Origin of the sequence: Allofranklinella schreckenbergeri, assembly GCF_003703475.1 — a bacterium.
GTDB lineage: Bacteria > Pseudomonadota > Gammaproteobacteria > Burkholderiales > Burkholderiaceae_C > Lampropedia > Lampropedia schreckenbergeri.
Window position 1 is genome coordinate 110,733 of record NZ_RDQM01000001.1, and the last position, 22,039, is coordinate 132,771.

A 22,039-nucleotide genomic window follows, 5' to 3' on the forward strand; every position below is an offset into this window, starting at 1 on the left:
CATGTCTGAAATGCTTTCCAATCTGGCGCTGGGTTTCGAAGTCGCCTTCACGCTGCAAAACCTGCTGTATGCCCTGGTGGGCTGTTTGCTGGGCACGCTCATTGGCGTGCTGCCGGGCCTGGGGCCGGTGCCCACGATTGCCATGCTGCTGCCCATCACGTATGGGCTGGAGCCGGTGTCGGCGCTGATCATGCTGGCGGGGATTTATTACGGCGCGCAGTACGGCGGCTCCACCACGGCGATTTTGGTCAACCTGCCGGGCGAGTCGGCCGCGGTGGTGACGGTGATCGACGGCTACCAAATGGCCAAAAAAGGCCGCGCCGGCCCGGCCTTGGCCGCTGCGGGCATTGGCTCCTTCATCGCGGGTTGCTTTGGCACTTTGTGGATTGCCGCGTTTGCCGTGCCGCTGACCAAGGTGGCCTTCATGTTCGGCCCGGCCGAGTATTTCTCGCTGATGGTGCTGGGCCTGATTGGCGCGGTGGTGCTGGCCTCTGGCTCGCTGCTCAAAGCCTTGGCGATGATTGTGCTGGGCTTGTTGCTGGGCATGGTGGGCACGGATGTGACTTCGGGCGTGCCGCGTTATTCGCTGGGCATCCCCGAGCTGACCGATGGCCTGAGCTTTGTCGTCATCGCCATGGGCGTGTTCGGCTATGGCGAAATCATCGCCAACCTTTCGCACCCGCCCGAGCAGCGCGATGTGATGACCACCAAGGTCGAGGGCCTGATGCCCACGCCCGATGACTTCAAGCTGATGATGCCCGCCATCCTGCGCGGCACCATGCTGGGCTCCATGCTGGGCATCCTGCCCGGCGGCGGGGCCATGCTCTCGTCGTTTGCCTCCTACACGCTGGAGAAGAAAACCCGCCTGCGCCCGGGCGAAGTGCCCTTTGGTCAGGGCAACATCCGCGGCGTGGCCGCGCCCGAATCGGCCAACAACGCTGGCTCGCAAGCCTCGTTCATCCCGCTGCTGACGCTGGGCATCCCGCCCAACGCCGTGATGGCGCTGATGGTGGGGGCCATGACCATCCACAACATCCAGCCCGGCCCCGAGGTGATGACCAGCAACCCCGAGCTGTTCTGGGGCCTGATCGCCTCGATGTGGATTGGCAACGCCATGCTCATCATCCTCAACCTGCCGATGATCGGCGTGTGGATCAAGCTGCTGACCGTGCCCTACAACTGGCTGTTCCCCTCCATCGTGCTGTTTTGCGCGCTGGGCGTGTACACCACCAACAACAACGTGTTCGATATCTGGATGGTGGGCATCTTCGGCTTCATCGGCTATTTGTTCCACAAGCTCGCGGTCGAGCCAGCGCCGCTGCTGCTGGCCTTCATCCTGGGGCCGATGATGGAGGAATACCTGCGCCGCGCCCTGCTGCTCTCGCGCGGGGATTGGTCGGTGCTGGTCACGCGGCCCATCTCGGCGGGGCTGCTCATCGCGGCCGCCATCTTGCTGGTCATCGTGCTCATGCCAGCCGTGCGCAGCAAGCGCGAAGAAGCGTTTGTGGAGGATTGATCCGCCCGCCCCCCACCACCTCATAAGCCGCCCGCCAGGCAGCTTTTCTTCAATTTACATATCAAACGAAAAACCAAAAACCGTTTTCGGCAACATGGGTGGGAAGTTTTGAAATCCAATCCATCGTTTGATTTGTAATCGTAATTTGCCAACCACACAAAGGAATCCCCATGCAACTGGGCATTGAAGGCCGCTGGGCCTTGGTCTGCGGCGCCAGCGCCGGGCTGGGCTTGGGCTGCGCCCAAGCGCTGCTGGCCGAAGGCGTACACCTCGTCATCAACGCGCGCGGCGCGCAGCGGCTGGAGCAAACCGCTCAGGCCCTGCGCCAGCGCGCCCAGGCCCAGGCGCAAGCCACGGGCCAGCCCGCACCTCAGGTGCTTACCGTCGCCGCCGACATCACCGCCGAGCAAGGCCGCGCCCAGGCGCTGGCCGTGCCCGGCGGGCCGGGGGCGGATTTCGACATCCTCGTCACCAACGCGGGCGGGCCGCCGCCGGGCGATTTCCGCGAGTGGGGCCAGGCCCAATGGCAAGCCGCCCTGCAAGCCAACATGCTCACCCCCATCGCGCTCATCACCGCCGTCGTCGATGGCATGGCCGCGCGCGGCTTCGGGCGCATCGTCAATATCACCTCCAGCGCCGTCAAAGCGCCCATCGATGTGCTGGGCCTGTCCAACGGCGCGCGCAGCGGGCTGACGGGCTTTGTCGCCGGGCTGGCGCGCTCGGGCATCGCGCGCCAGGGCGTGACCATCAACAACCTGCTGCCCGGCAAGTTCGACACCGACCGCCTGCGCGCCACCTTCGCCGCCCAAGCCGAGAAAAACCACACCAGCGCCGAAGCCATGCGCCAGCGCCAGATCGACAGCATCCCCGCCGCCCGCCTGGGCCAAGCCGACGAATTCGGCGCCGCCTGCGCCTTTTTGTGCAGCCAGCAGGCGGGCTACATCACCGGCCAGAACTGGCTGATCGACGGCGGCGCTTATCCCGGCACGTTCTGAAAACCAGCCAGCACACACCATGAACCCCGCTGCCATCGACTTCTACCTCGACTTCGCCTCGCCCTACGCCTGCCTGGCCTTCGACGCGCTTCCCCAGGCGCTGCAAGGCTGCGCCTGGCGTGTGCGCTATATCCCCGTGGCGCTGGGCGGGCTGTTCAAGGCGCACGGGCAGACCTCGCCCGCCGCCATTCCCGCCAAGCACGACTGGATTCGCCGCCACACGCTTTGGCTGGCCCGCCAAGGCCAGCAGGCTGGCGCGCAAGACGGCCTGCCGCCCTTCGCCTGGCCCGAAGTGCACCCCTTCAACAGCCTGGGCCTGGCGCGCCTGGCGCTGGCGTGCAGCCTGGACGGCAGCATCAACCGCTACACGGCGGAGACGATTTTTCACCACGTCTGGCGCACCGGAGGCGCCCCCGCACTGGATGCCCAGCGCCTGGCCGCGCTGGAAGAAGCCCTGCAAGCGCAGCTTCGCCCCGCCTTCCCCCTGGGCAGCGAGGCCAACAAAAACCGCCTGCGCGAGAACACCGAGCAAGCCCAGCGCGCCGGCGTTTTCGGCGTGCCCAGCTACGTCATCAACGCTCAGATGCTCTGGGGGCTGGACGCTCTGCCCATGCTGCGCGAGCTGGCCGAGCGCGCGCCCCAAGCGCCAACGCCGGTGTAAATCCCTGCGCCCCATCCCGGCGTGGCCGTCCCAACGCCAAACCCATTCGGCCCGCCAGCACGCGCACCCAACTTCAAAATCAGAAAATTACAATTCAAAAAGAAAAATTATTGCCATGTTTTGGCAACATATTCAATAAACAAAAAATACCTTGATTTATAAAAAAGAAACCGCACTCGCCCACCCCTTGCGCTACCCGCCCGCATAACTCTCCAGCGCAATGCGGGCGACGACGGCCACTTGCTCGCCCACCGCTTCTTCAAACTCCCGCTCCGCCTGCACCACCGAGCGCTTGAACGCCCCCAGCCAATGCAAGCCGGTGTCGGTAAACACCACACGCACCGCGCGGCGATCGGCCGGATCGCTTTCGCGGCGCACCAGGCCCCAGGCTTCGCATTGATCGACCAAATCGGCCATCGCCTGCTTGCTCATGCCCGCGCGCTTGGCCAGCGTGGTGATGCGGTCGCCGCGCAGCGACAAATGCCGCGTGATGTGGATGTGCGCGGCGCTGACCTTGTTGCGCGCCGCCAGGTTCGACAGCGCCAGCGGCACCTGCGCATCGTGCGCCATCAGGTGCAGCACGCGCTCGTCAAAACGACGCATGGCATGGCCCAGCAGGCGGCCCAGGTGGGTTTGACGCCAAACGTCTTCGGGCGGAGGCACGCCGCTGATGGCGGCATCCTCCCAAGGCACGGGGATGGGGGCGATCTCTTGCATAGGGCCGCGATGATAGGGGGCCATGCCTTGGCTGCCGCAGCTAGTCAATCAAACTGACTATAAAAACCGAGGATGCAAATCCAATCCCCCCTACACTTGCCGCCAGCGGCGCCAAAGCGCGCCTTTGACCATGGATTTCACCTCAGGAACTACACGCATGAACGCCGTTGCCCACACCGATAAAAACGACAAGAGTGACAAAGCCAAAGCCCTGCAAGCCGCGCTGGCGCAGATCGAGAAACAGTTTGGCAAAGGCGCCATCATGCGCCTGGGCGAAGACGAGGTGGCGCAGGACATCCAGGTCGTCTCCACCGGCTCGCTGGGGCTGGACGTGGCCTTGGGCGTAGGCGGCCTGCCACGCGGGCGGGTAATCGAGATTTACGGCCCCGAGTCTTCGGGCAAAACAACGCTGACGCTGCAAGTCATCGCCGAAATGCAAAAGCTCGGCGGCACCTGCGCCTTCGTCGATGCCGAGCACGCGCTGGATGTGCAATACGCCGGCAAGCTGGGCGTGAACATCAAGGACTTGCTCATCAGCCAGCCCGACACGGGCGAGCAAGCGCTGGAAATCGTCGACTCGCTGGTGCGCTCCGGCGCGGTGGATCTGGTGGTGGTGGACTCGGTGGCCGCCCTGGTACCCAAGGCCGAAATCGAAGGCGACATGGGCGACTCCCTGCCCGGCCTGCAAGCGCGCCTGATGAGCCAGGCGCTGCGCAAGCTCACCGCCAGCATCAAGAAAACCAATTGCACCGTCATCTTCATCAACCAAATCCGCATGAAGATCGGCGTCATGTTCGGCAGCCCCGAAACCACCACCGGCGGCAACGCGCTCAAGTTCTACGCCAGCGTGCGGCTGGACATCCGCCGCACCGGCCAGATCAAGAAAGGCGAGGAAGTCATCGGCAACGAAACCAAGGTCAAAGTGGTGAAGAACAAAGTCTCGCCACCCTTCAAAGTGGCCCAGTTCGACATCATGTTCGGCAGCGGCATCTCGCGCGAAGGCGAAATCCTCGACATGGGCGTGGCCGCGCGCATCGTGGACAAATCCGGCGCCTGGTATGCCTACAACGGCGAAAAAATCGGTCAGGGCCGCGACAACGTCAAGGAATACCTCAAGGAAAACCCCGAACTGGCGCGCGAGATCGAAAACAAAATCCGCGCCAACCTGGGCGTGATCGCCGCCAACATCACCGAACTGCCCGACGGCGTGGATGAAGACGGCGTGCTGCACGAAGACTGATGCCCCCACCCACCGAAGGCCAGCCCCCCGGCGCACGCCGCACCCGCCCCCAGCCCAGCTTGCAGGCGCGCGCCCTGCAAGCGCTGGCGCGGCGCGAATACACATTCAGCGAACTGCGCCAAAAGCTCAGCCCCCATGCCCCGGATGCGCACGCGCAAGCCCATCTGGACGCACTGCTGGCCAACTTGCAGCGCAAAGGCCTGCTCAGCGACGAGCGCGCCGCCGCCTCGCTGGCGCGACAAAAAGCCAGCCGCTACGGCAACGCCCGCATCCGCCAGGATTTGAGGGCCAAAGGCGTGGACGCCGACACCATCAACGCCACGCTGGCCGAGCAAGACGATGAATGGGCGCGCGCGCAAGCCGTCTGGCGCGCGCGCTTTGGCGCCCACGCCCCGCAAGCAATGGATGAGGAAGCAGCCCCCACCACCCCCGAGCAACGCCGCGCCGCCTGGCAAGCACGCCAGAAGCAACAAGCCAAGCAAGCGCGCTTCATGCTCAGCCGTGGCTTTGCGCCCGATCTCGTGCGCAGACTGATGGATGGCGAGGCAGATGCTTGAAACGGCGCACCCAAGACAAATTACAAATCAAAAGAAAAATCACTATATAACCATCAAGCCGAAAAATATTGGTATTTTTTCTTTTTGATTAATCAATAAGCCCTACCCGCGCGCCCCCAGCAAAGCCCGCCGGTATTGGATGGCCTCGGCCACATGGGCCGGTGCGATGGGAATGGTGCCGGCAACCTCCGTGCCATCGGCCAAATCGGCAATCGTGCGGGCCACGCGCAACACGCGGTGCATGGCCCGGGCCGACCAGCCCATTTTCTCGGCCGCGCTTTGCATCAATTGGCGCGCCGCAGGCTCCAGCGGCGCAAAGCGCTCCAGTGCTTTGCCTTCGAGCAAATGGTTGGCGCAGCCCTGCCTCGCCTGCGCACGCTGGCGCGCCGCTTGCACGCGCTGCTGAATCGGGGCGCTGGCCTCACCCGGCGGCCCCTGCATCCACTCTTGCGGCGGCAGGGCCTGCACGTCGATATGAATGTCGATGCGATCGAGCAGCGGGCCGCTGATGCGCCCCTGGTAGCGCGCCACTTGATCGGGGGTGCAGCGGCAAGTGCGCGTGCGCGAGCCCCAATAGCCGCAAGGGCAAGGGTTCATCGCCGCAACAAGCTGGAAGCGGGCGGGAAATTGCGCCTGCCGTGCCGCCCGCGCGATGTGGATGGCGCCGGTTTCCAGCGGCTCGCGCAAGGCCTCCAGCGCCGCTTTGGGAAATTCGGGCAATTCATCCAGAAACAGAATGCCTTGGTGCGCCAATGAAATTTCGCCCGGGCGCGGGGGTGAGCCGCCCCCCACCAAAGCCACAGCGCTGGCGGTGTGGTGCGGGCTGCGCATGGGGCGGGCGTTCCAGCGCTCCCAGCGAAACTGCCCACCCAGGCTGGCCATGGCGGCGCTTTGCAACGCTTGGGCGGGCTCCAGTGCGGGCAGCAACCCGGCCAAGCGCTGCGCGAGCATGGATTTGCCCGCGCCGGGCGGGCCGACCATCAGCACATGGTGCCCGCCTGCAGCCGCGATCTCCAACGCGCGGCGCGCGGCCAGTTGGCCTTTGACATCGGCCATATCGGGGTAGCTGGGCGGCGGCACGCCAGCGGCAGGCTTCAGGCGCGTCATGCCAGGCCCTTCCGCCCCGCCCGCCTCCGCATCCCCGGGCTGGGGGCGGAAAAAAGCCACCACATCCAGCAAATGCCGGGCGCGCCAGACCACGGCATCGGGCGCCAGCGCGGCCTCCTGCGCGCTGGCCGGGGGCAGTACCCATTGCAGCGGCGTGGCGTCTTGGGTTTGCGGCTCTGCACCAGGCCAGCCCGCCATGTCTGGCTGCGCCTGCGGATCGTCCGTTTGCGCGGCCAGCACCATCGGCAACGCACCGCGCACAGGCCGCAGCGCGCCGGAGAGCGACAGCTCGCCCGCAAAGGCGAAGCCTTCCAGCCGCGCCGCCTCGATTTGACCGCTGGCAGCCAGAATGCCCAGCGCAATGGGCAGATCGAAGCGGCCCGAGTCCTTGGGCAAATCGGCAGGCGCCAGATTGACGATGATGCGCTTGTTGGTCGGAAATTCCAGCCCGCTGTTGAGAATGGCCGAGCGCACACGCTCGCGCGCCTCGCGCACCTCCACATCGGCCAAGCCCACCAGCGTGAAACTGGGCAGGCCATTGGCCAGGTGGACTTCCACGCTCACCGCCGGCGCTTGCAGCCCCAGCAAGGCGCGGCTATGCAGTTGGGCCAGTGCCATGTGTATGCCTCCTCAAAAATGCGAATTCCGACAAGCCTTCATAATGCGCCCCTTTTGCATCGCCCGCCCAAACTCCATGGACACCAACACTACGCTGCAAGAGCGCATCAAAGCCAACGATCCCTACATCAACCAAGCCTACCAACTGCTGGCGCAGAACAAGACCAAGGAAGTCGCCACGCTGTTGAACCATGCGCAGCGCAACACCACCGACGACCCGCGCATTTACATGATCGGCGCCCAACTGGCCGAGCGCACAGGCCGCTACGACGATGCCCTGCAAGCCCTGGAGCACGCGGTGGCGCTGACGCCGCAATGGTGGCCCGCGCAGTTGGAATATGGCTTGCTGCTGGCGCGGCTGGATAAATACACGCCCGCGCTGGAGCAGGCGGAAAAAATCTTCGCCCTGGAATCCACCGAACGCATGGCGCTGGCAGGCGTGATCGACATCGCCATCCGCTGCGGCGACCTGGGCAAAGCCGCGCAATACAACCGCCGCGCCCTGGAGGTATACCCCGACGACCCCGTGCTGGAGCTGAACCTGGCCCGCACCTTGCACCACAGCGCCCAATACGAACAGGCCCTGCCCCTGTGGGATCGCCTGATCGAGCGCGACCCCGAAACCATCGCCGCCCGCTATGGCCGGCTGCACAGCTTGATGGCGCTGGGGCGGCTGGAACAGGCGCGCGCCGATGTCGAGCACCTGCTGCACATCGATCCGCAAAACCCGGTTTACCTGTACTACCAGCAAGTGGTCAATGGCCAGCCCCCCAAGACACAGCCGCCCGAGCTGGTGCGCGAGCTGTTCGACGCCATGACGCAAAACTACGATTTGCACATGGTGCGCCGCCTGCGCTACGAACTGCCCAAGCTGATCGCGCAGCGCATCCTGGAAATCTTCCCCGAGCGGCAATTCAACCTCTTGGACCTGGGCTGCGGCACCGGCTTGCTGGGCCTGTACCTGGGCGCCATCAACGGCGCCATGGTGGGCGTGGATGTTTCCCGCGAGATGATGCAGCGCGCCTCCCTGCTGCGCGTGTACGACAAATTCCACAGCGTGGACCTGACCGACGCTGTGCGCGACACGCCCGCCAGCCTGTACGACATCGTCACCGCGCTGGATGTGTTCCCCTATATCGGCGATCTGTCGCCCATCATTGGCAACGTCCACCGCATCCTGCAAAACGACGGGTTTTTCTTCTTCTCCACCGAGGCCGCCGCCGAAGCCCCCAACGGCTACGTCTTGCAGGCCAACGGGCGCTACGCACACAGCCGCAAATACCTTGAGCAACTGCTGGCCGATGCAGGCTTTGCCATGGCCACACTGGAAGAAAAAACCCTGCGTTTCGAGGCCGACCAGCCCGTCAAAGGCTATGTCATCACGGCGCAAAAAGGCCACTAAGCACACAAAAATTACACAACAAAGGAAATAAAAAATTCAATTTCGGCAACACGAGCAATAAAAATTGAAATTTTTATTTCCTATTGATTGAAAAAACGAAACACATCACAAACACTGGCGCACGCCAGTGCACCGCCCGTTATTACCCGACAAAAATAATCAGGCTTCTGCTACAATCGCCGCCTTATACGAACTGAAGTCGCTTCAGCCAGAGCCAGCCCTGAACCGGCTGGCAGTTGACTGGACGTTGCGGCATCCCCAAAAGGCCCGCACAAGCCCCTCCCGACGATGATTGCCCGCCGCCTGTTTTTTTGCGCGGTTGGCCTGCGCAAACAAAACTGCCTGCGTTATGCGCGCGAACGCCGTAGTGGAGGAGCGATAGCGCGACCCGCCTTCTCCCTGTGGGTGGACATGCGCATTGCACGGGGCGTTTGAGTCATTTCCGGGCAGGGCTGCATGCCAATGCATGTGCCGCATGCCTTCATCCAGAAATGGAATTGGTCGAACCCACAACGAAAGGAGCCGCATCATGCGCTTGACTACCAAAGGGCGTTTTGCCGTCACCGCCATGATTGACTTGGCCCTGCGCGAAGGCAGCGGCCCCGTCACTCTGGCTGCCATCAGCCAGCGCCAGCAAATTTCCCTGTCCTATCTGGAGCAATTGTTCGGCAAACTGCGCCGCCACCAGCTCGTGGAATCCACCCGCGGCCCAGGCGGTGGCTACACACTCGCGCGCAAGGCGGAGGACATCACGGTAGCCGACATCATCGTCTCCGTCGATGAGCCTATCGACGCCACCCACTGCGGCGGCAAGGAAAACTGCCTGGGCGAAGGCATCCGCTGCATGACCCACGATTTGTGGACGGCGCTCAACCAGCGCATGGTGGAATTTCTCGACTCCATCACCCTGAAAAAACTGGTTGACGAGCAAATTGCCAAAGGCATCCAGGTGGAGGAGCGCAGCCCTGTGCGTCGTGCCATTTCTTCGGCGCCTGTGGTCAAGCCCATTCGCGTCAACGCCCCCAACTCCGTTTTTGCCCTGGGCAAGCCCTGACATACCGCCAATCGAACCCAAACCCACCCCACCATGACACCCCATTTCCCCATCTATCTCGACTACGGCGCGACCACGCCTGTGGATCCTCGCGTCGTCGAAGCCATGATTCCCTGGCTTTCCGAACACTTCGGCAACGCCGCCAGCCGCAGCCATGCCTGGGGCTGGGAGGCCGAAGCCGCCATTGAGAAAGCCCGCCAGCAAGTGGCCGATTTGATCGGCGCCGATCCGCGCGAAATTGTCTGGACCAGCGGCGCCACCGAATCCGACAACCTCGCCATCAAAGGCGCCGCCCACTTTTACCAAGGCAAGGGCAAGCACCTCATCACCGTCAAAACCGAGCACAAAGCCGTGCTCGACACCATGCGCGAGATGGAGCGCCAGGGCTTTGAAGTCACTTATCTCGACGTGCAGGAAGACGGCCTGCTGGATCTGGCCAAGCTCGAAGCCGCCATGCGCCCGGACACCACCCTCGTCAGCGTCATGGCCGTCAACAACGAAATCGGCGTGGTGCAAGACCTCAACGCCATCGGCCAGATGTGCCGCCAGCGCGGCATCATCTTCCACGTCGATGCCGCCCAGGCCACCGGCAAGATTGCGCTGGACATGCGCACCATGCCCATCGACCTGATGAGCCTGGCCTCGCACAAATCCTACGGCCCCAAAGGCATTGGCGCGCTGTATGTGCGCCGCAAACCGCGTGTGCGCATTGAGGCGCAAATCCACGGCGGCGGCCACGAGCGCGGCATGCGCTCGGGCACCTTGCCCACCCACCAAATCGTCGGCATGGGCGAGGCCTACCGCATCGCCCGCGAGGAGATGGACAAAGACCGCGAACACGCCGCCCGCCTGCAAAAGCGCCTGCTCGATGGCCTGAGCGACATCGAGCAAGTCTTCGTCAACGGCAGCCTGGAGCAGCGCGTGCCCCACAACCTCAACATCAGCTTCAACTATGTCGAGGGCGAGTCGCTCATCATGGGCATCAAAGGCATTGCCGTCTCCTCCGGCTCGGCCTGCACCTCGGCCAGCCTGGAGCCCAGCTATGTGCTGCGCGCCCTAGGCCGCAGCGATGAGCTGGCCCACAGCAGCCTGCGCATGACCTTTGGCCGCTTCACCACGGAGGAGGAAGTCGATTACGCCATCCAAACCATCCGTGAAAACGTCACCCGCCTGCGCGAACTCAGCCCGCTGTGGGAGATGTACAAGGACGGCGTCGATCTCAGCACCATCCAGTGGGCAGCGCATTGATCCCGCTGCCCACCTGACCCGCTCCCCCCCTGTTTCCCATCAAAAAACGCTGGCCTCCTTTCGCAACGCCAGCAACCAGCCCCATAAGGAACCGTCATGGCCTATTCAGACAAAGTCATCGACCACTATGAAAACCCGCGCAACGTCGGCTCCTTCGACAAGGACGATGCTACTGTGGGCACCGGCATGGTCGGCGCGCCCGCTTGCGGCGACGTCATGCGCCTGCAAATCAAGGTCAACCCCGCCACCGGCGTGATTGAAGACGCGCGCTTCAAAACCTACGGCTGCGGCTCGGCCATTGCCTCCTCCTCGCTGGTGACGGAGTGGGTCAAAGGCAAAACGCTGGATGAGGCCGAAGCGCTGAAAAACAGCGTCATCGCCGAAGAACTGGCGCTGCCGCCCGTGAAAGTGCACTGCTCCATCCTGGCCGAAGACGCGATCAAGGCCGCCGTGGAGGACTACAAGAAAAAGCACGCCTCCTGATTTTCCCCGCGCCCCGTTCTCATGGCACTGCCTCACGCCCAGCCCGGCCAGCCCGTTGACGTGCGCCCGTACGGCGCAGACATCGCGGCGGCCCAGTCCGTCGCCCTGTTCAAATCCAGCGGGCTGGAAGTGATGCGCCTGGTCTTGCCGGCCGGGCGCCACATGCCCGCGCATCAAGTGGCAGGCGAGATCACCATCCACTGCCTGGAGGGCAGCGTGCAGGTGCATTTGAGCGATACGCCTGCGGCACTGCTGCCAGCCGGACACTTGCTATACGTGCCCGGCGGCGTGCCGCACGCGCTGACAGCCTTGCAACCCAGCTCCGTGCTCGTCACCCTGGCGCTTTGAAGTCTTTCCACCGTCACATCTATCCCATGGCCGTAACACTCACCGAAGCCGCAGCGCGGCATGTCAGCAAATACCTCGCCAAGCGCGGCAAAGGCATTGGCGTGCGCCTGGGCGTGAAAACCACCGGCTGCTCGGGCCTGTCCTACAAGCTGGAATACGTGGATGAAATCGCCCCCGAAGACCAGCTTTTCGAGCAGCACGGCGTCAAGCTCATGGTCGATCCCAAAAGCCTGGCCTACATCGACGGCACGGAGCTGGACTACGTGCGCGAAGGGCTCAATGAGGGGTTCAAATTCAACAACCCCAAGGAGCGTGATCGCTGCGGCTGTGGCGAGTCCTTTCGTGTGTAAGCCGCACGCACTCCCTCACAGCGGGCGGCACATGCCGCCCGTTTCGTTGCTTGCACGGCTCGCCTCAACCCCATTTTTTACAAATCAAAGGAAATACAAAAAAAACCGTTTCGGCAACACAGGAAACAAAACTTCAATTTATTGTTGAACATTGATTTATAAAACCAAGCCATGCCTCTACAATCCACCGATTTTGAACTCTTCGACCTGCCCGCCCGCTACAGCCAGGATCTGGCCGTGCTGGATGCGCGCTGGAAGGCCTTGCAGCGCCAGGCCCACCCCGACAAATTCGCCGCCGAAGGCCCTGCCGCCCAGCGCGTGGCCGCGCAATGGTCGGCGCGCATCAACGAGGCCTACCGCCGCCTGAAAGACCCGCTGCAACGCGCCGCCTATCTGTGCGAGCTGAACGGCGCCCCCATCAACGCAGAGAACAACACCGCCATGCCCGCGGCCTTTCTCATGCAGCAAATGCAATTGCGCGAGCAGGCCGATGAGGCTCGAAGCCCCGCCGATTTCGACGCCCTCGAGGCGCTTGCACGCCAAATGCAGCGCGACATGCAGCGCACGCTGGAGCAGCAAATCGACGTCGCGCAGGACTGGGCCGCCGCCGCCCAAAGCGTGCGGGCGTTGATGTTCTTGCACAAGCTCGGCGATGACATCGATCGGCGCCGCGACGCGCACGCCTGAGATTGGCCGAGACTGCCCCCCTTCATCCCATGCAAGCTCTGCAAGGCTTCACCCTGATACTGCTGATGCAAGCCATTGGCGAGGGCATCGTGCGCCTGCTGCACCTGCCCTTGCCCGGCCCCGTCGTCGGCATGGCCTTGCTGCTGCTGGCGCTGAGCTGGCCGCCCATGCGCGCGCCGGTGCAGGCCTGCGCGGATTTTTTGCTCTCCCACATGGCGCTGCTGTTTGTGCCCATCAGCGTTGGCGTCATCAGCCAGTTGCCCCTGTTGCAGCAATACGGCGTGCGCATCGCCATCGTGTTGCTGGTCTCCACCGTCGCCGGGCTGGCCGTCACAGCCTGGTTCATGCAGGCGCTCATGCAAAGACAGACGAAGGGCCCCGCCGATGAATGACTTTGCGGCCTTTTTCACCTACCTCTCCAGCACCCCGCTGTTCGGGCTGACGGCCACCCTGGGCGCTTACGTGCTGGCCAGCGCCGTCTATCAGCGCCTGCACGCCAACCCCTGGGCCAATCCGGTGCTGTGGTCGGTCGTGCTGCTGATTGCGCTGCTGCTGGCCACCGGCATGCCTTACGAGCAGTATTTTTCCGGCGCGCAATTCATCCACTTCTTGCTCGGCCCGGCCGTCGTCGCCCTGGCCTGGCCGCTTTGGCTGCGCCGCCACATCATGGCCCGGCATCTGAAAACCCTGCTGCTGGCGGCGCTGATGGGCCTGCTCTCGGGCTGCGGCCTGGCCGTGCTGCTGGGCTGGGCGCTGGGCCTGCCGCCCGATGTGCTGCGCTCACTGGCTGCCAAGGCCATTACCGCGCCCGTGGCGATGGGCATTGCCCAGGCCATCGGTGGCCTGCCCGAGCTGGCGGCCATTGTCGTGCTCATCACCGGGCTGCTGGGCGCCATCGTCGGGCAATACGTGTTCAAAATTGCCCGCGTGCGCCCCTGGGCCGTGCGTGGCTTTGCCCTGGGCGCGCAATCGCATGGCATCGGCACCGCCCGCGCCCTCAACGTCAACGCCGAAGCGGGCGCTTTTGCCGGCCTGGCCCTGGGCCTGCAAGCCCTGCTGGGCGCCGTGCTCATCCCTTTGGCCGCGGCCCTGCTGCGCATGTTTTGAAAGCATGCCAGCACGCCGCCCCTTACAGAGACACTCCATGACCTTGCTGCAAATCTCCGAACCCGGCCAATCGCCCGATCCGCACCACCAGCGCCGCATTGCTGTGGGCATCGACCTGGGCACCACCCACTCGCTGGTGGCCGCTGTACGCCACGGCGTGCCCGAGTGCCTGCCCGATGCGCAAGGGCGCATCTTGCTGCCGTCGGCGTTGCGCTATCTCGCCGGGGGCGGCCGCCGCATCGGCTACGACGCGCTGCCAGAGCCTGCCGCGCCGCACGAGGCCGATGCGGCCAACACCATCACCTCCGTCAAGCGCCTGATGGGCCGCAGCCTGGCCGATGTGCAAGGCGCAGACAAGCTGCCCTACGCGCTGCTCGATCGCCCCGGCATGGTGGCCGTGCAAACCGTGCAGGGCGAGAAATCGCCCGTGGAAATCAGCGCCGAGCTGCTGGCCACGCTGCGCCAGCGCGCCGAGGACACTTTGGGCGACGAGCTGTGCGGCGCTGTCATCACCGTGCCCGCCTACTTCGACGACGCCCAGCGCCAGGCCACCAAAGACGCCGCCCAGCTTGCCGGACTGAACGTGCTGCGCCTAATCAACGAACCCACCGCCGCCGCCATCGCCTACGGGCTGGACAACGCCGCCGAAGGCATTTACGCCGTCTTTGACCTCGGCGGCGGTACCTTCGACATCTCCATCCTGCGCCTGACCCTGGGCGTGTTTGAAGTCATCGCCACCGGCGGCGATTCGGCCCTGGGCGGCGACGATTACGACCAGGCCCTGGCCGATTGGGCGCTGGCGCGCAGCGGCCTGGCCGCCCCGGCCACGGCGGGCGACCGCGCCGCGCTGCAAGCCGCCGCGCGCGCCACCAAGGAAGCTCTTTCACAAGCCGACAGCGCACCCTTTGTCGCCCAACTCTCCACCGGCCCCATCGAACTGATTTGCCACACCAGCGATCTGGATGCCGCCACCGCCGCCCTCACCCAGCGCTGCATCAGCGTCGCCCGCCGCGCCCTGCGCGATGCCAAGCTGGCGGTGGCGGATGTGCAAGGCGTGGTCATGGTGGGCGGCTCCACCCGCATGCCGCTGGTGCGCCGCGCCGTTGCCGAGCTGTTCGGGCGTGAGCCGCTGACCAACCTCAACCCCGACGAAGTCGTCGCCCTGGGCGCGGCCATCCAGGCCCACCAGCTCGCGGGCAACCGCAGCGGCGACGATCTGCTGCTGCTCGACGTCATCCCCCTCTCGCTGGGCATTGAAACCATGGGCGGGCTGGTCGAGCGCATCGTGCCGCGCAACCAAACCATCCCCATCCGCCTGGCGCAGGAATTCACCACCTACCAGGACGGCCAAACCGCCCTGGCGCTGCACGTGGTGCAAGGCGAGCGCGAAATGGTGCAGGACTGCCGCAGCCTGGCGCGCTTCGAGCTGCGCGGCATTCCCCCCATGGCGGCGGGCGCGGCGCGCATCCGCGTGACCTTCCACGTCGATGCCGATGGCCTGCTCAGCGTCACCGCCGAGGAAACCACCTCCGGCGTGCAAGCCAGCGTGCAAGTCAAACCCAGCTACGGCCTGGCCGATGACGACATCGCCCGCATGCTGCGCGAGAGCTTTGACAGCGCCGAGCAAGACATGCAAACCCGCGCCCTGGCGCAGGCCCGCATCGATGCCCAGCGCCTCATGCTCGCCACCGCCGCCGCGCTGGAAAAAGACGGCGACTTGCTCGACAGCGCCGAGCACGCACGCATCCAGGCCCTGCTGGCCACGCTGCAAACCCAGATCGAGCAAGGCAGCGCCGCCGCCATCGAAGCGGCCAGCCACGACCTGGCCCACGGCACCGAAGCCTTTGCCGCCGCGCGCATGAACCGCAGCATCCAGCAGGCGCTGGCGGGCAAATCCATCGGCCAGCTATGAACCAAACCCGGCTTGATCTGCATTGATCTTCCTCGATCTGCATAGATCTGCAATTCACCCCCCACGATTGACCCACCCTCTCCGGCGCACACCATGCCCAAAATCACCGTCCTTCCCCATGCCGAAATCCTCCCGCAAGGCAAAGAAATCGAAGTGCCCCCCGGCACCTCCATCTGCGAAGCCTTGCTGGAAAACGGCATCAAGATCGAGCACGCCTGCGACATGGTGTGCGCCTGCACCACCTGCCACGTCATCGTGCGCAAGGGCTACGACTCGCTCAACGAACCCGAGGAGCAGGAGGAAGATTTGCTGGACAAAGCCTGGGGCCTGGAGCCGCAATCGCGCCTGTCCTGCCAGGCCATCGTGGCGCGCGAAGACCTGACCGTCGAAATCCCCAAATACACCATCAACCACGCCAAGGAGAACCATTAAGCCTTTTGAATTACAAATCAAAAGGAAAAGAAATACCCCTATTTCGGCATGATGGGTATAAAGTCACATTTACCTATTGGAATAATTGCAGCAAAGCCCCGTTACGCCTGCTCTGGCGCCAGGGCCAGCAAGGGGTTGCCGCTGGCGCGGGCGTAGGCGGTCTGGCCCATGAGCAAATCCAGCCTCATGCTGGCCAAGTCATCGGCCAATGGCTCGGCGCTGGGGTCTTTCTCCTGGTTGATGAGCTTGCGGTAGGTGTGGCAGTTGTCGCAGGTTTCCGCCAGCACGACTTCCTTGCTGATATCGGGGCTGGTTTCGGGGTGGGCATCGGGGCTGGCTTCGGGGCCGTCCTGGCTGGCGCTGACCACGCCCTGGTAGCGAATACCGCCGGTGGATTCGCAGTGGCTGCATTTGACGCGCACCATGTGCCACTCCGTGCAGCACAGGCTGCAATGCAAAAAGCGCAGCCCGCCTTCGGCTCCGCCAACGCGCAACACGCTGGCCACGGGCTGGCTGGCGCACACGGGGCAAATCGTCATCGGCTGGGTGTAGGGCACATCGGCCTCACGCAACTGGCTGGCCTGGTGCGCGTAAAACAACTGCAAGGCGGCCATGACGATGGGGGCGGCCAGCACGTCGTCCGTCATCATGCGGCGATTGAGGATGCGGCCGGCCAGCGCGTCCTGCGCTTCGGGGGCGAGCTGGGCCAGCGCCTGCGCCGCCTGCTGCAAGGGCGCGGGCAGGTGGGGCGTTTGCCCGCTTTGCCCTAGCTGCTCCAGCAATTGCGCCAGCGCGGCGCGCCAGAGGGGGTCGGGCGCTTCGGCCGCGTTGCACAGCGGCATGGCATGCGCCTGGGCCTGGGCGATGGCTTCGGGCGCCCAGGCGCTGGTCTGGATGCGCCCGGCCAGCGCGGCTTGCGCCTGCACGATGTCGCTCATGGCGAGCAAATAGCCGCCGATTGGGTTGCCAGGGGCTTGCTGTTGCAGGCGCGCGGCGCGCTCGCGAAACAGGCTGGCGGGCTGGGGCAGACGCGCGTGCGGCATGCGCGTGCGGTCCAGGGCTTCGATTTCACCGGGTTGAAGAATGCGTTGCATGGGGCGGCTCGTTCAGGTCAATATCAGGTCAATCAGTGGGGGAATCGTTGGGGAGAGGGCGAACTCGGGCAATGCCGGGGGCCGGCTCTGCATTTTTCAATCAAATCAATCAAAGGAAAAATAACTTTAACCATAACATGCCGAAACAATGCGATTTTGTTTCCTTTGATATGCAAAAAATCTTTCAGGCCAGCACCTGCGCCCAGACTTTCTCCAGCCGCTTGACGGACACCGGCTGCGGGGTGCGCAACTGCTGGGCGAAGAAGCTCACGCGCAGTTCTTCCAGTAGCCAGCGGTAGTCCTGCAAGGCCGCATCTTGCTGGCCCTTGCGCTGGGCCAGCAGCTTCCAGTAGCGCGCTTCCAGCGGGGCGATTTCGCCCTGGCGGGCCTGGTCGCGCGCGGGGTCTTCGCGGTATTTGTCCAGCCGCATCAGCATGGCCTTGAGGTAGCGCGGGTAGTGCTTGAGCTGGGCCTGCGGCGTGGCCTGCACGAAGCGCTTGCCCATCAGGCGCTCGAGCTGCTGGCGCACGTCGGCCACGGCCTGCTCGGCGCCTTTCATGTCCTTGAACTTGCGCACGATTTGCGCGTATTCGGCCAGGATTTGCCCTGCCAGGCGCGCCACTTCCTGCGCCAGCAGCGACAGGCGCGGGCGGCCGTCCTTGAGGCGCTGCTCGAATTGCTCGGCGTTGATGGGCAGCGGCTCTTGCAGGAAGGCCAGCTCGATGGCCACGGCGATGATTTGCGCGCGCAGCTCCTCCAGCGTGCCCAGCGGCATGTAGGCCACGGCCATTTTTTGCAGCTCGGGGATGTTTTTTTCCAGGTATTTGAGCGCGTCCTTGATGTGCAGCGCGAACAGGCGCGCCAGGCCCTGGCGGTGGACTTGGGCGGCCGCTTCGGGCTCGTCAAAGACTTCGATGGTGACGGCATCGCCTTGATCGACCAGGGCCGGAAAGCCGATGAGTTTGCGGCTGCCTTTGCCCCATTCCATGATTTCGGGCAGCTCGCCAAAGTCCCAACTGGTGTGGCGTTGCTCGGGCTCGCCCAGGGCGTTGGACTCGCTCTGGGCGGCGGGCGTTTGCCCCTTGCCCTGCCCTGCCCCGCTGGCGGCGGTGGGCGTTGCAGCGGCGGTTGGGCGAGCGTTTTTGCCCGCTTCTTTGCCCGTTTTTTCGCCACTGTTCTTGCCGCCCTCCTCGCTTTGCGCCAGTTTCAGCCCGGCCAGGGCCTGAAACGCCCCGCGCGCTTGCTGGCCCAGCTCGGCCTTGAGGGCGGCGAGGTTGCGGCCCTGACCGAGCTGGCGGCCGTGCTCGTCCACGACGCGGAAGTTCATGAACAAGTGCGCGCTGAGCATGTCGGCCTTGAAGTCCGTGGGCTTGATCTCCAGCCCGGTCTTGGCGCGCACCCATTGGCGCAGGCGCTCGTGCAAATCGCCCTGGGCGAAGCTGCCCTCCTCCAGCCAGACCTGGGCAATGGCCCCAGCCGTTTCGGCCAGCGGCAGCAGGCGCGAGCGCGGGCGCTGCGGCAGGCTTTTGAGCAGAGCCTGCACTTTGGCTTTGAGCATGCCGGGCACCAGCCAGTCGGCGCGCGCTTCCTGCACCTGGTTGAGGGCGTACAGCGGGATGGTGACGGTGACGCCATCGCGCGGGTTGCCCGGCTCGTGCAGGTAACTGGCGTTCAAATCCATGCCCGCCAGCTTGATGGTGGGCGGGAAGGCGGCGGTGGTGATGCCCGCGGCCTCGTGGCGCATCAGCTCGTCTTTTTGCAGCTCCAGCAGTTGCGGCTGCTGGCGGCGCTCCTGGCGGTACCACTGCTCGAGCTGGCGGCCGTTGCACACGGCCTCGGGGATGAGGCGGTCGTAGAAGGCGTAAATCAGCTCCTCATCGACCAGCACATCCTGGCGGCGCGATTTGTGCTCCAGCTCCTCGACCTTGGCGATGCGCTTGCGGTTGGTGGCCAGGAAGGGGAATTTGCGCTCCCACTCGCTGGCGTAGTCGCCCTGTACCAGCGCCTGGCGGATCATGATCTCGCGCGCGGCGGCCGGGTCGATGCGGGCAAAGGGCACGCGCCGCCCGCTGTAGACGACCAGGCCGTAGAGCGTGGCGCGCTCCAGCGCCACGGCCTCGCCCGCTTTTTGCTCCCAGTGCGGCTCCAGCAATTGTTTTTTCAGCAGGTGCGCGCCCACTTCCTCCAGCCATTGCGGCTCGATGTTGGCCATGCCGCGGCCATACAGGCGCGTGGTTTCCACCAGCTCGGCGGCCACCACCCAGCGGCCGGGCTTTTTGCGCAGCCGCGCGCCGGGGTGGCGGTAGAACTTGATGCCGCGCGCGCCCAGGTAGTGCTCGGCCTCATCAGGCTTGAAGCCGACGTTGCCCAGCAGGCCCGCCAGCAGCGAGAGGTGCAGCGCCTCGTAGCTGGCCGGGCCGTTTTGCTCGTGCAGCTTCCAGCCCTGCTCGGCCACGGCGGCGGCCAGTTGCTGGTGGATGTCGCGCCACTCGCGCACGCGCCGTACGTTGATGTAGTGGCTGCGCAGCAGGTTTTCGTATTGGCGGTTGGAGAGGCGGTGCGTGGCCTGGGCTGGCGCTGCGCCCTCCGGCCCTGGCGCTGCGGGCGCGGTGGCCGCTGCGGGTGGGGCGGGCGCGACCACGGCGCGCTGCGCCACCGGCAGGGCCGCGTGGCCTCGCCCGGCCTTGCCACGGCCTTGCGCCTGCGCGGCGGCCTGGGCCTGCTGGCGCGCCGAGGGCAGGTTGGCGGCCTTGCCGCCGCGCGCGTCGTGAATCCACTGCCAGAGCTTGAGGTAGCTGGTGAATTCGCTTTTCTCGTCGTCAAAGCGCGCGTGGGCCTGGTCGGCCTGGGCCTGCTTGTCCAGCGGGCGGTCGCGCACGTCCTGCACCGACAAGGCGGCGGCCACCACCAGCACCTCCTGCAAGGCGCCGCGCGCGCGCGCCTCGATCAGCATGCGCGCCACGCGCGGATCCAGCGGCAGGCGCGCCATCTGGCGGCCCATCTCGGTCAGCTCGCGCTGCTCGTCCACCGCGCCCAGCTCCTGCAAGAGCTGGTAGCCATCGGTGATGGCGCGCTGCGAGGGCGCTTCCAGAAACGGGAACTCCTCCACTGCGCCCAGGCCCAGCGACTTCATGCGCAAAATCACCCCGGCCAGCGAGGAGCGCAGGATTTCCGGATCGGTAAAGCGCGCTCGGGCGGCAAAGTCCGCCTCCTCGTACAGGCGGATGGCCACGCCATCGGCCACGCGCCCCGAGCGCCCGCTGCGCTGGTTGGCCGCGGCCTGGCTGATCGGCTCGACCAACAGTTGCTCGACCTTGCTGCGGTAGCTGTAGCGCTTGACGCGCGCCGTGCCCGCATCGATCACATAGCGCACGCCGGGCACGGTCAGCGAGGTTTCGGCCACGTTGGTGGCCAGCACCACGCGCGGCGGCCCGCCGGTCTCGAACACGCGGTCTTGCTCGGCCTGCGAGAGGCGTGCAAACAGCGGCAGCACGGTGCAGTGGCGGCGCACCGGGTCGTGCGAGAGGTGCTTGTGCACGTGGTCGGCGGCCTCGCGGATCTCGCGCTCGCCGGGCAGGAACACCAGAATGTCCCCGCCCGGGCGGCCTTGCCACAGCTCATCGACGGCATCGGCGATGGCGGTGTTCAAGTCCGTCTCGCGGCTTTCCTCGAACGGCCGCCAGCGGATTTCCACCGGATAGGTGCGGCCCGAGACGTACAACACCGGCGCAGGCCCCTTGGCCGAGGCGAAATGCTGGGCAAAGCGCTCGGCATCGATGGTGGCGGAGGTGATGATGAGCTTGAGATCGGGCCGGCGCGGCAGGATTTGCTTGAGGTAGCCCAGCAAAAAATCGATGTTCAGGCTGCGCTCGTGCGCCTCGTCGATGATGAGCGTGTCGTAGGCCTTGAGCAGTGGGTCGGTCTGCGTCTCGGCCAGCAAGATGCCGTCGGTCATCAGCTTCACGCGCGCGTTGGGCCCCAGCCGGTCGTTGAAGCGCACCTTGTAGCCCACCACCTCGCCCAGCGGCGTTTGCAGCTCCTCGGCAATGCGCTTGGCCACGCTGGAGGCGGCAATGCGCCTGGGCTGGGTGTGGCCGATCCACTGCCCGCGCCGCCCATCCTTGCCGCGCTGGCCGCGCCCCAGCCCCCGGCCCAGCGCCAGGGCGATCTTGGGCAGTTGCGTGGTCTTGCCCGAGCCGGTCTCGCCACAGACGATGACCACCTGATGCGCGCGCAGGGCACGCTCGATCTCCTGCCGCCGTGCAGACACGGGCAGGCTGTCTGGGAAGGTGATGTGCAACGGGGCCGCTGGCGCAGCGGGCGTGTTCGGGGCCGCTGGCGGCGTGGCGGCCGGGCCGGGCGCGGCGCGGCGGCGCGGCGCAGGCCGGGATCGGCCGGATGCAGAGCCGGATGCAGGATCGGTGGCGGCGTCGGTAGCGGAGTCGGAGGGGGAATTCATGGGGGGCGGATTATCGTGCAGGCATGGCGGGCCGCTCCGCCTCGCGGCGGCC

At 65.2% G+C, this 22,039-nt stretch carries 20 protein-coding genes; 16 read left to right on the plus strand and 4 right to left on the minus strand.

The genetic code is table 11. The features are described 5' to 3' along the window. Position 1: 1 nt before the first annotated feature. The 3 genes from EBQ26_RS00490 (at position 2) to EBQ26_RS00500 (ending at position 3,172) form a co-directional block, all read left to right on the plus strand. A complete protein-coding gene (locus EBQ26_RS00490) occupies positions 2–1,516 on the plus strand; it encodes a tripartite tricarboxylate transporter permease (RefSeq protein WP_122237069.1) in 1,515 nt (504 codons plus the stop codon). 170 nt (positions 1,517–1,686) lie between these two features. Beyond that, complete coding sequence (locus EBQ26_RS00495; RefSeq protein WP_122237070.1) at positions 1,687–2,511, plus strand: SDR family oxidoreductase; 825 nt, start codon at positions 1,687–1,689, stop codon at positions 2,509–2,511. A gap of 19 nt (positions 2,512–2,530) precedes the next feature. Continuing rightward, positions 2,531–3,172, plus strand: coding sequence for a 2-hydroxychromene-2-carboxylate isomerase (locus EBQ26_RS00500; protein WP_122237071.1), 642 nt, complete (start codon positions 2,531–2,533; stop codon positions 3,170–3,172). 192 nt (positions 3,173–3,364) lie between these two features. On the opposite strand, the gene EBQ26_RS00505 is transcribed toward EBQ26_RS00500, so the two are convergent. Further along, positions 3,365–3,889: a MarR family winged helix-turn-helix transcriptional regulator gene (locus EBQ26_RS00505; protein ID WP_122237270.1), complete on the minus strand. Its 525-nt coding sequence runs from the start codon at positions 3,887–3,889 to the stop codon at positions 3,365–3,367. Positions 3,890–4,046: 157 nt separating this feature from the next. On the opposite strand from EBQ26_RS00505, the gene recA reads away from it, so the two are divergent. Both recA and EBQ26_RS00515 read left to right on the plus strand, forming a co-directional pair. Beyond that, positions 4,047–5,129, plus strand: a complete 1,083-nt coding sequence (gene recA / locus EBQ26_RS00510) for a recombinase RecA (protein ID WP_122237072.1) — start codon at positions 4,047–4,049, stop codon at positions 5,127–5,129. After that, positions 5,129–5,686, plus strand: coding sequence for a regulatory protein RecX (locus EBQ26_RS00515; protein WP_122237073.1), 558 nt, complete (start codon positions 5,129–5,131; stop codon positions 5,684–5,686). The genes recA and EBQ26_RS00515 overlap by 1 nt, the downstream gene beginning before the upstream one ends. 102 nt (positions 5,687–5,788) lie before the next feature. Here EBQ26_RS00515 and EBQ26_RS00520 read toward each other — a convergent pair whose 3' ends face one another. Further along, a complete protein-coding gene (locus EBQ26_RS00520; protein WP_122237074.1) occupies positions 5,789–7,411 on the minus strand; it encodes a YifB family Mg chelatase-like AAA ATPase in 1,623 nt (540 codons plus the stop codon). A gap of 76 nt (positions 7,412–7,487) precedes the next feature. Between EBQ26_RS00520 and EBQ26_RS00525 the strand changes: the two genes are divergently transcribed. The 11 genes from EBQ26_RS00525 to fdx all read left to right on the plus strand — a co-directional run bounded on the left by EBQ26_RS00525 (position 7,488) and on the right by fdx (position 16,434). Then, the gene (locus EBQ26_RS00525) at positions 7,488–8,813 is read left to right on the plus strand and encodes a methyltransferase domain-containing protein (RefSeq protein ID WP_238944036.1); all 1,326 of its coding nucleotides are present in this window, start codon (positions 7,488–7,490) and stop codon (positions 8,811–8,813) included. Positions 8,814–9,342: 529 nt separating this feature from the next. Beyond that, entirely contained in the window at positions 9,343–9,867 is a 525-nt protein-coding gene (gene iscR, locus EBQ26_RS00530) for a Fe-S cluster assembly transcriptional regulator IscR (protein WP_122237076.1), read from the plus strand. Between the two features lie 33 nt (positions 9,868–9,900). Continuing rightward, on the plus strand, positions 9,901–11,115 hold the full coding sequence (locus tag EBQ26_RS00535) for an IscS subfamily cysteine desulfurase (protein WP_122237077.1): 1,215 nt from the start codon (positions 9,901–9,903) through the stop codon (positions 11,113–11,115). Positions 11,116–11,211: 96 nt separating this feature from the next. After that, on the plus strand, positions 11,212–11,598 hold the full coding sequence (iscU, locus tag EBQ26_RS00540) for a Fe-S cluster assembly scaffold IscU (protein ID WP_122237078.1): 387 nt from the start codon (positions 11,212–11,214) through the stop codon (positions 11,596–11,598). Positions 11,599–11,619: 21 nt separating this feature from the next. Continuing rightward, a complete protein-coding gene (locus EBQ26_RS00545; protein ID WP_122237079.1) occupies positions 11,620–11,946 on the plus strand; it encodes a cupin domain-containing protein in 327 nt (108 codons plus the stop codon). Between the two features lie 26 nt (positions 11,947–11,972). Beyond that, positions 11,973–12,296, plus strand: a complete 324-nt coding sequence (gene iscA, locus EBQ26_RS00550; protein ID WP_122237080.1) for an iron-sulfur cluster assembly protein IscA — start codon at positions 11,973–11,975, stop codon at positions 12,294–12,296. Between the two features lie 171 nt (positions 12,297–12,467). Further along, positions 12,468–12,983 carry a Fe-S protein assembly co-chaperone HscB gene (gene hscB, locus EBQ26_RS00555; protein ID WP_122237081.1) on the plus strand — a complete coding sequence of 172 codons (516 nt, stop codon included), beginning with the start codon at positions 12,468–12,470 and terminating at the stop codon, positions 12,981–12,983. A 29-nt stretch (positions 12,984–13,012) separates the two neighbouring features. Further along, complete coding sequence (locus EBQ26_RS00560) at positions 13,013–13,375, plus strand: CidA/LrgA family protein (RefSeq protein ID WP_122237082.1); 363 nt, start codon at positions 13,013–13,015, stop codon at positions 13,373–13,375. Then, positions 13,368–14,090 (plus strand): LrgB family protein, encoded by a 723-nt coding sequence (locus EBQ26_RS00565; RefSeq protein WP_122237083.1) that lies wholly within the window; start codon positions 13,368–13,370, stop codon positions 14,088–14,090. Before EBQ26_RS00560 ends, EBQ26_RS00565 begins: the two co-directional genes overlap by 8 nt. A gap of 37 nt (positions 14,091–14,127) precedes the next feature. Next, positions 14,128–16,002: a Fe-S protein assembly chaperone HscA gene (gene hscA, locus EBQ26_RS00570; RefSeq protein ID WP_122237084.1), complete on the plus strand. Its 1,875-nt coding sequence runs from the start codon at positions 14,128–14,130 to the stop codon at positions 16,000–16,002. 93 nt (positions 16,003–16,095) lie between these two features. Further along, positions 16,096–16,434, plus strand: coding sequence for an ISC system 2Fe-2S type ferredoxin (fdx, locus tag EBQ26_RS00575; RefSeq protein ID WP_122237085.1), 339 nt, complete (start codon positions 16,096–16,098; stop codon positions 16,432–16,434). Between the two features lie 101 nt (positions 16,435–16,535). On the opposite strand, the gene fdhE is transcribed toward fdx, so the two are convergent. Together fdhE and hrpA are read right to left on the minus strand one after the other, a co-directional pair. Then, a complete protein-coding gene (fdhE, locus tag EBQ26_RS00580; protein WP_122237086.1) occupies positions 16,536–17,528 on the minus strand; it encodes a formate dehydrogenase accessory protein FdhE in 993 nt (330 codons plus the stop codon). Between the two features lie 184 nt (positions 17,529–17,712). Next, positions 17,713–21,987 (minus strand): ATP-dependent RNA helicase HrpA, encoded by a 4,275-nt coding sequence (gene hrpA, locus EBQ26_RS00585; protein ID WP_122237087.1) that lies wholly within the window; start codon positions 21,985–21,987, stop codon positions 17,713–17,715. Between the last annotated feature and the right edge of the window lie 52 nt (positions 21,988–22,039).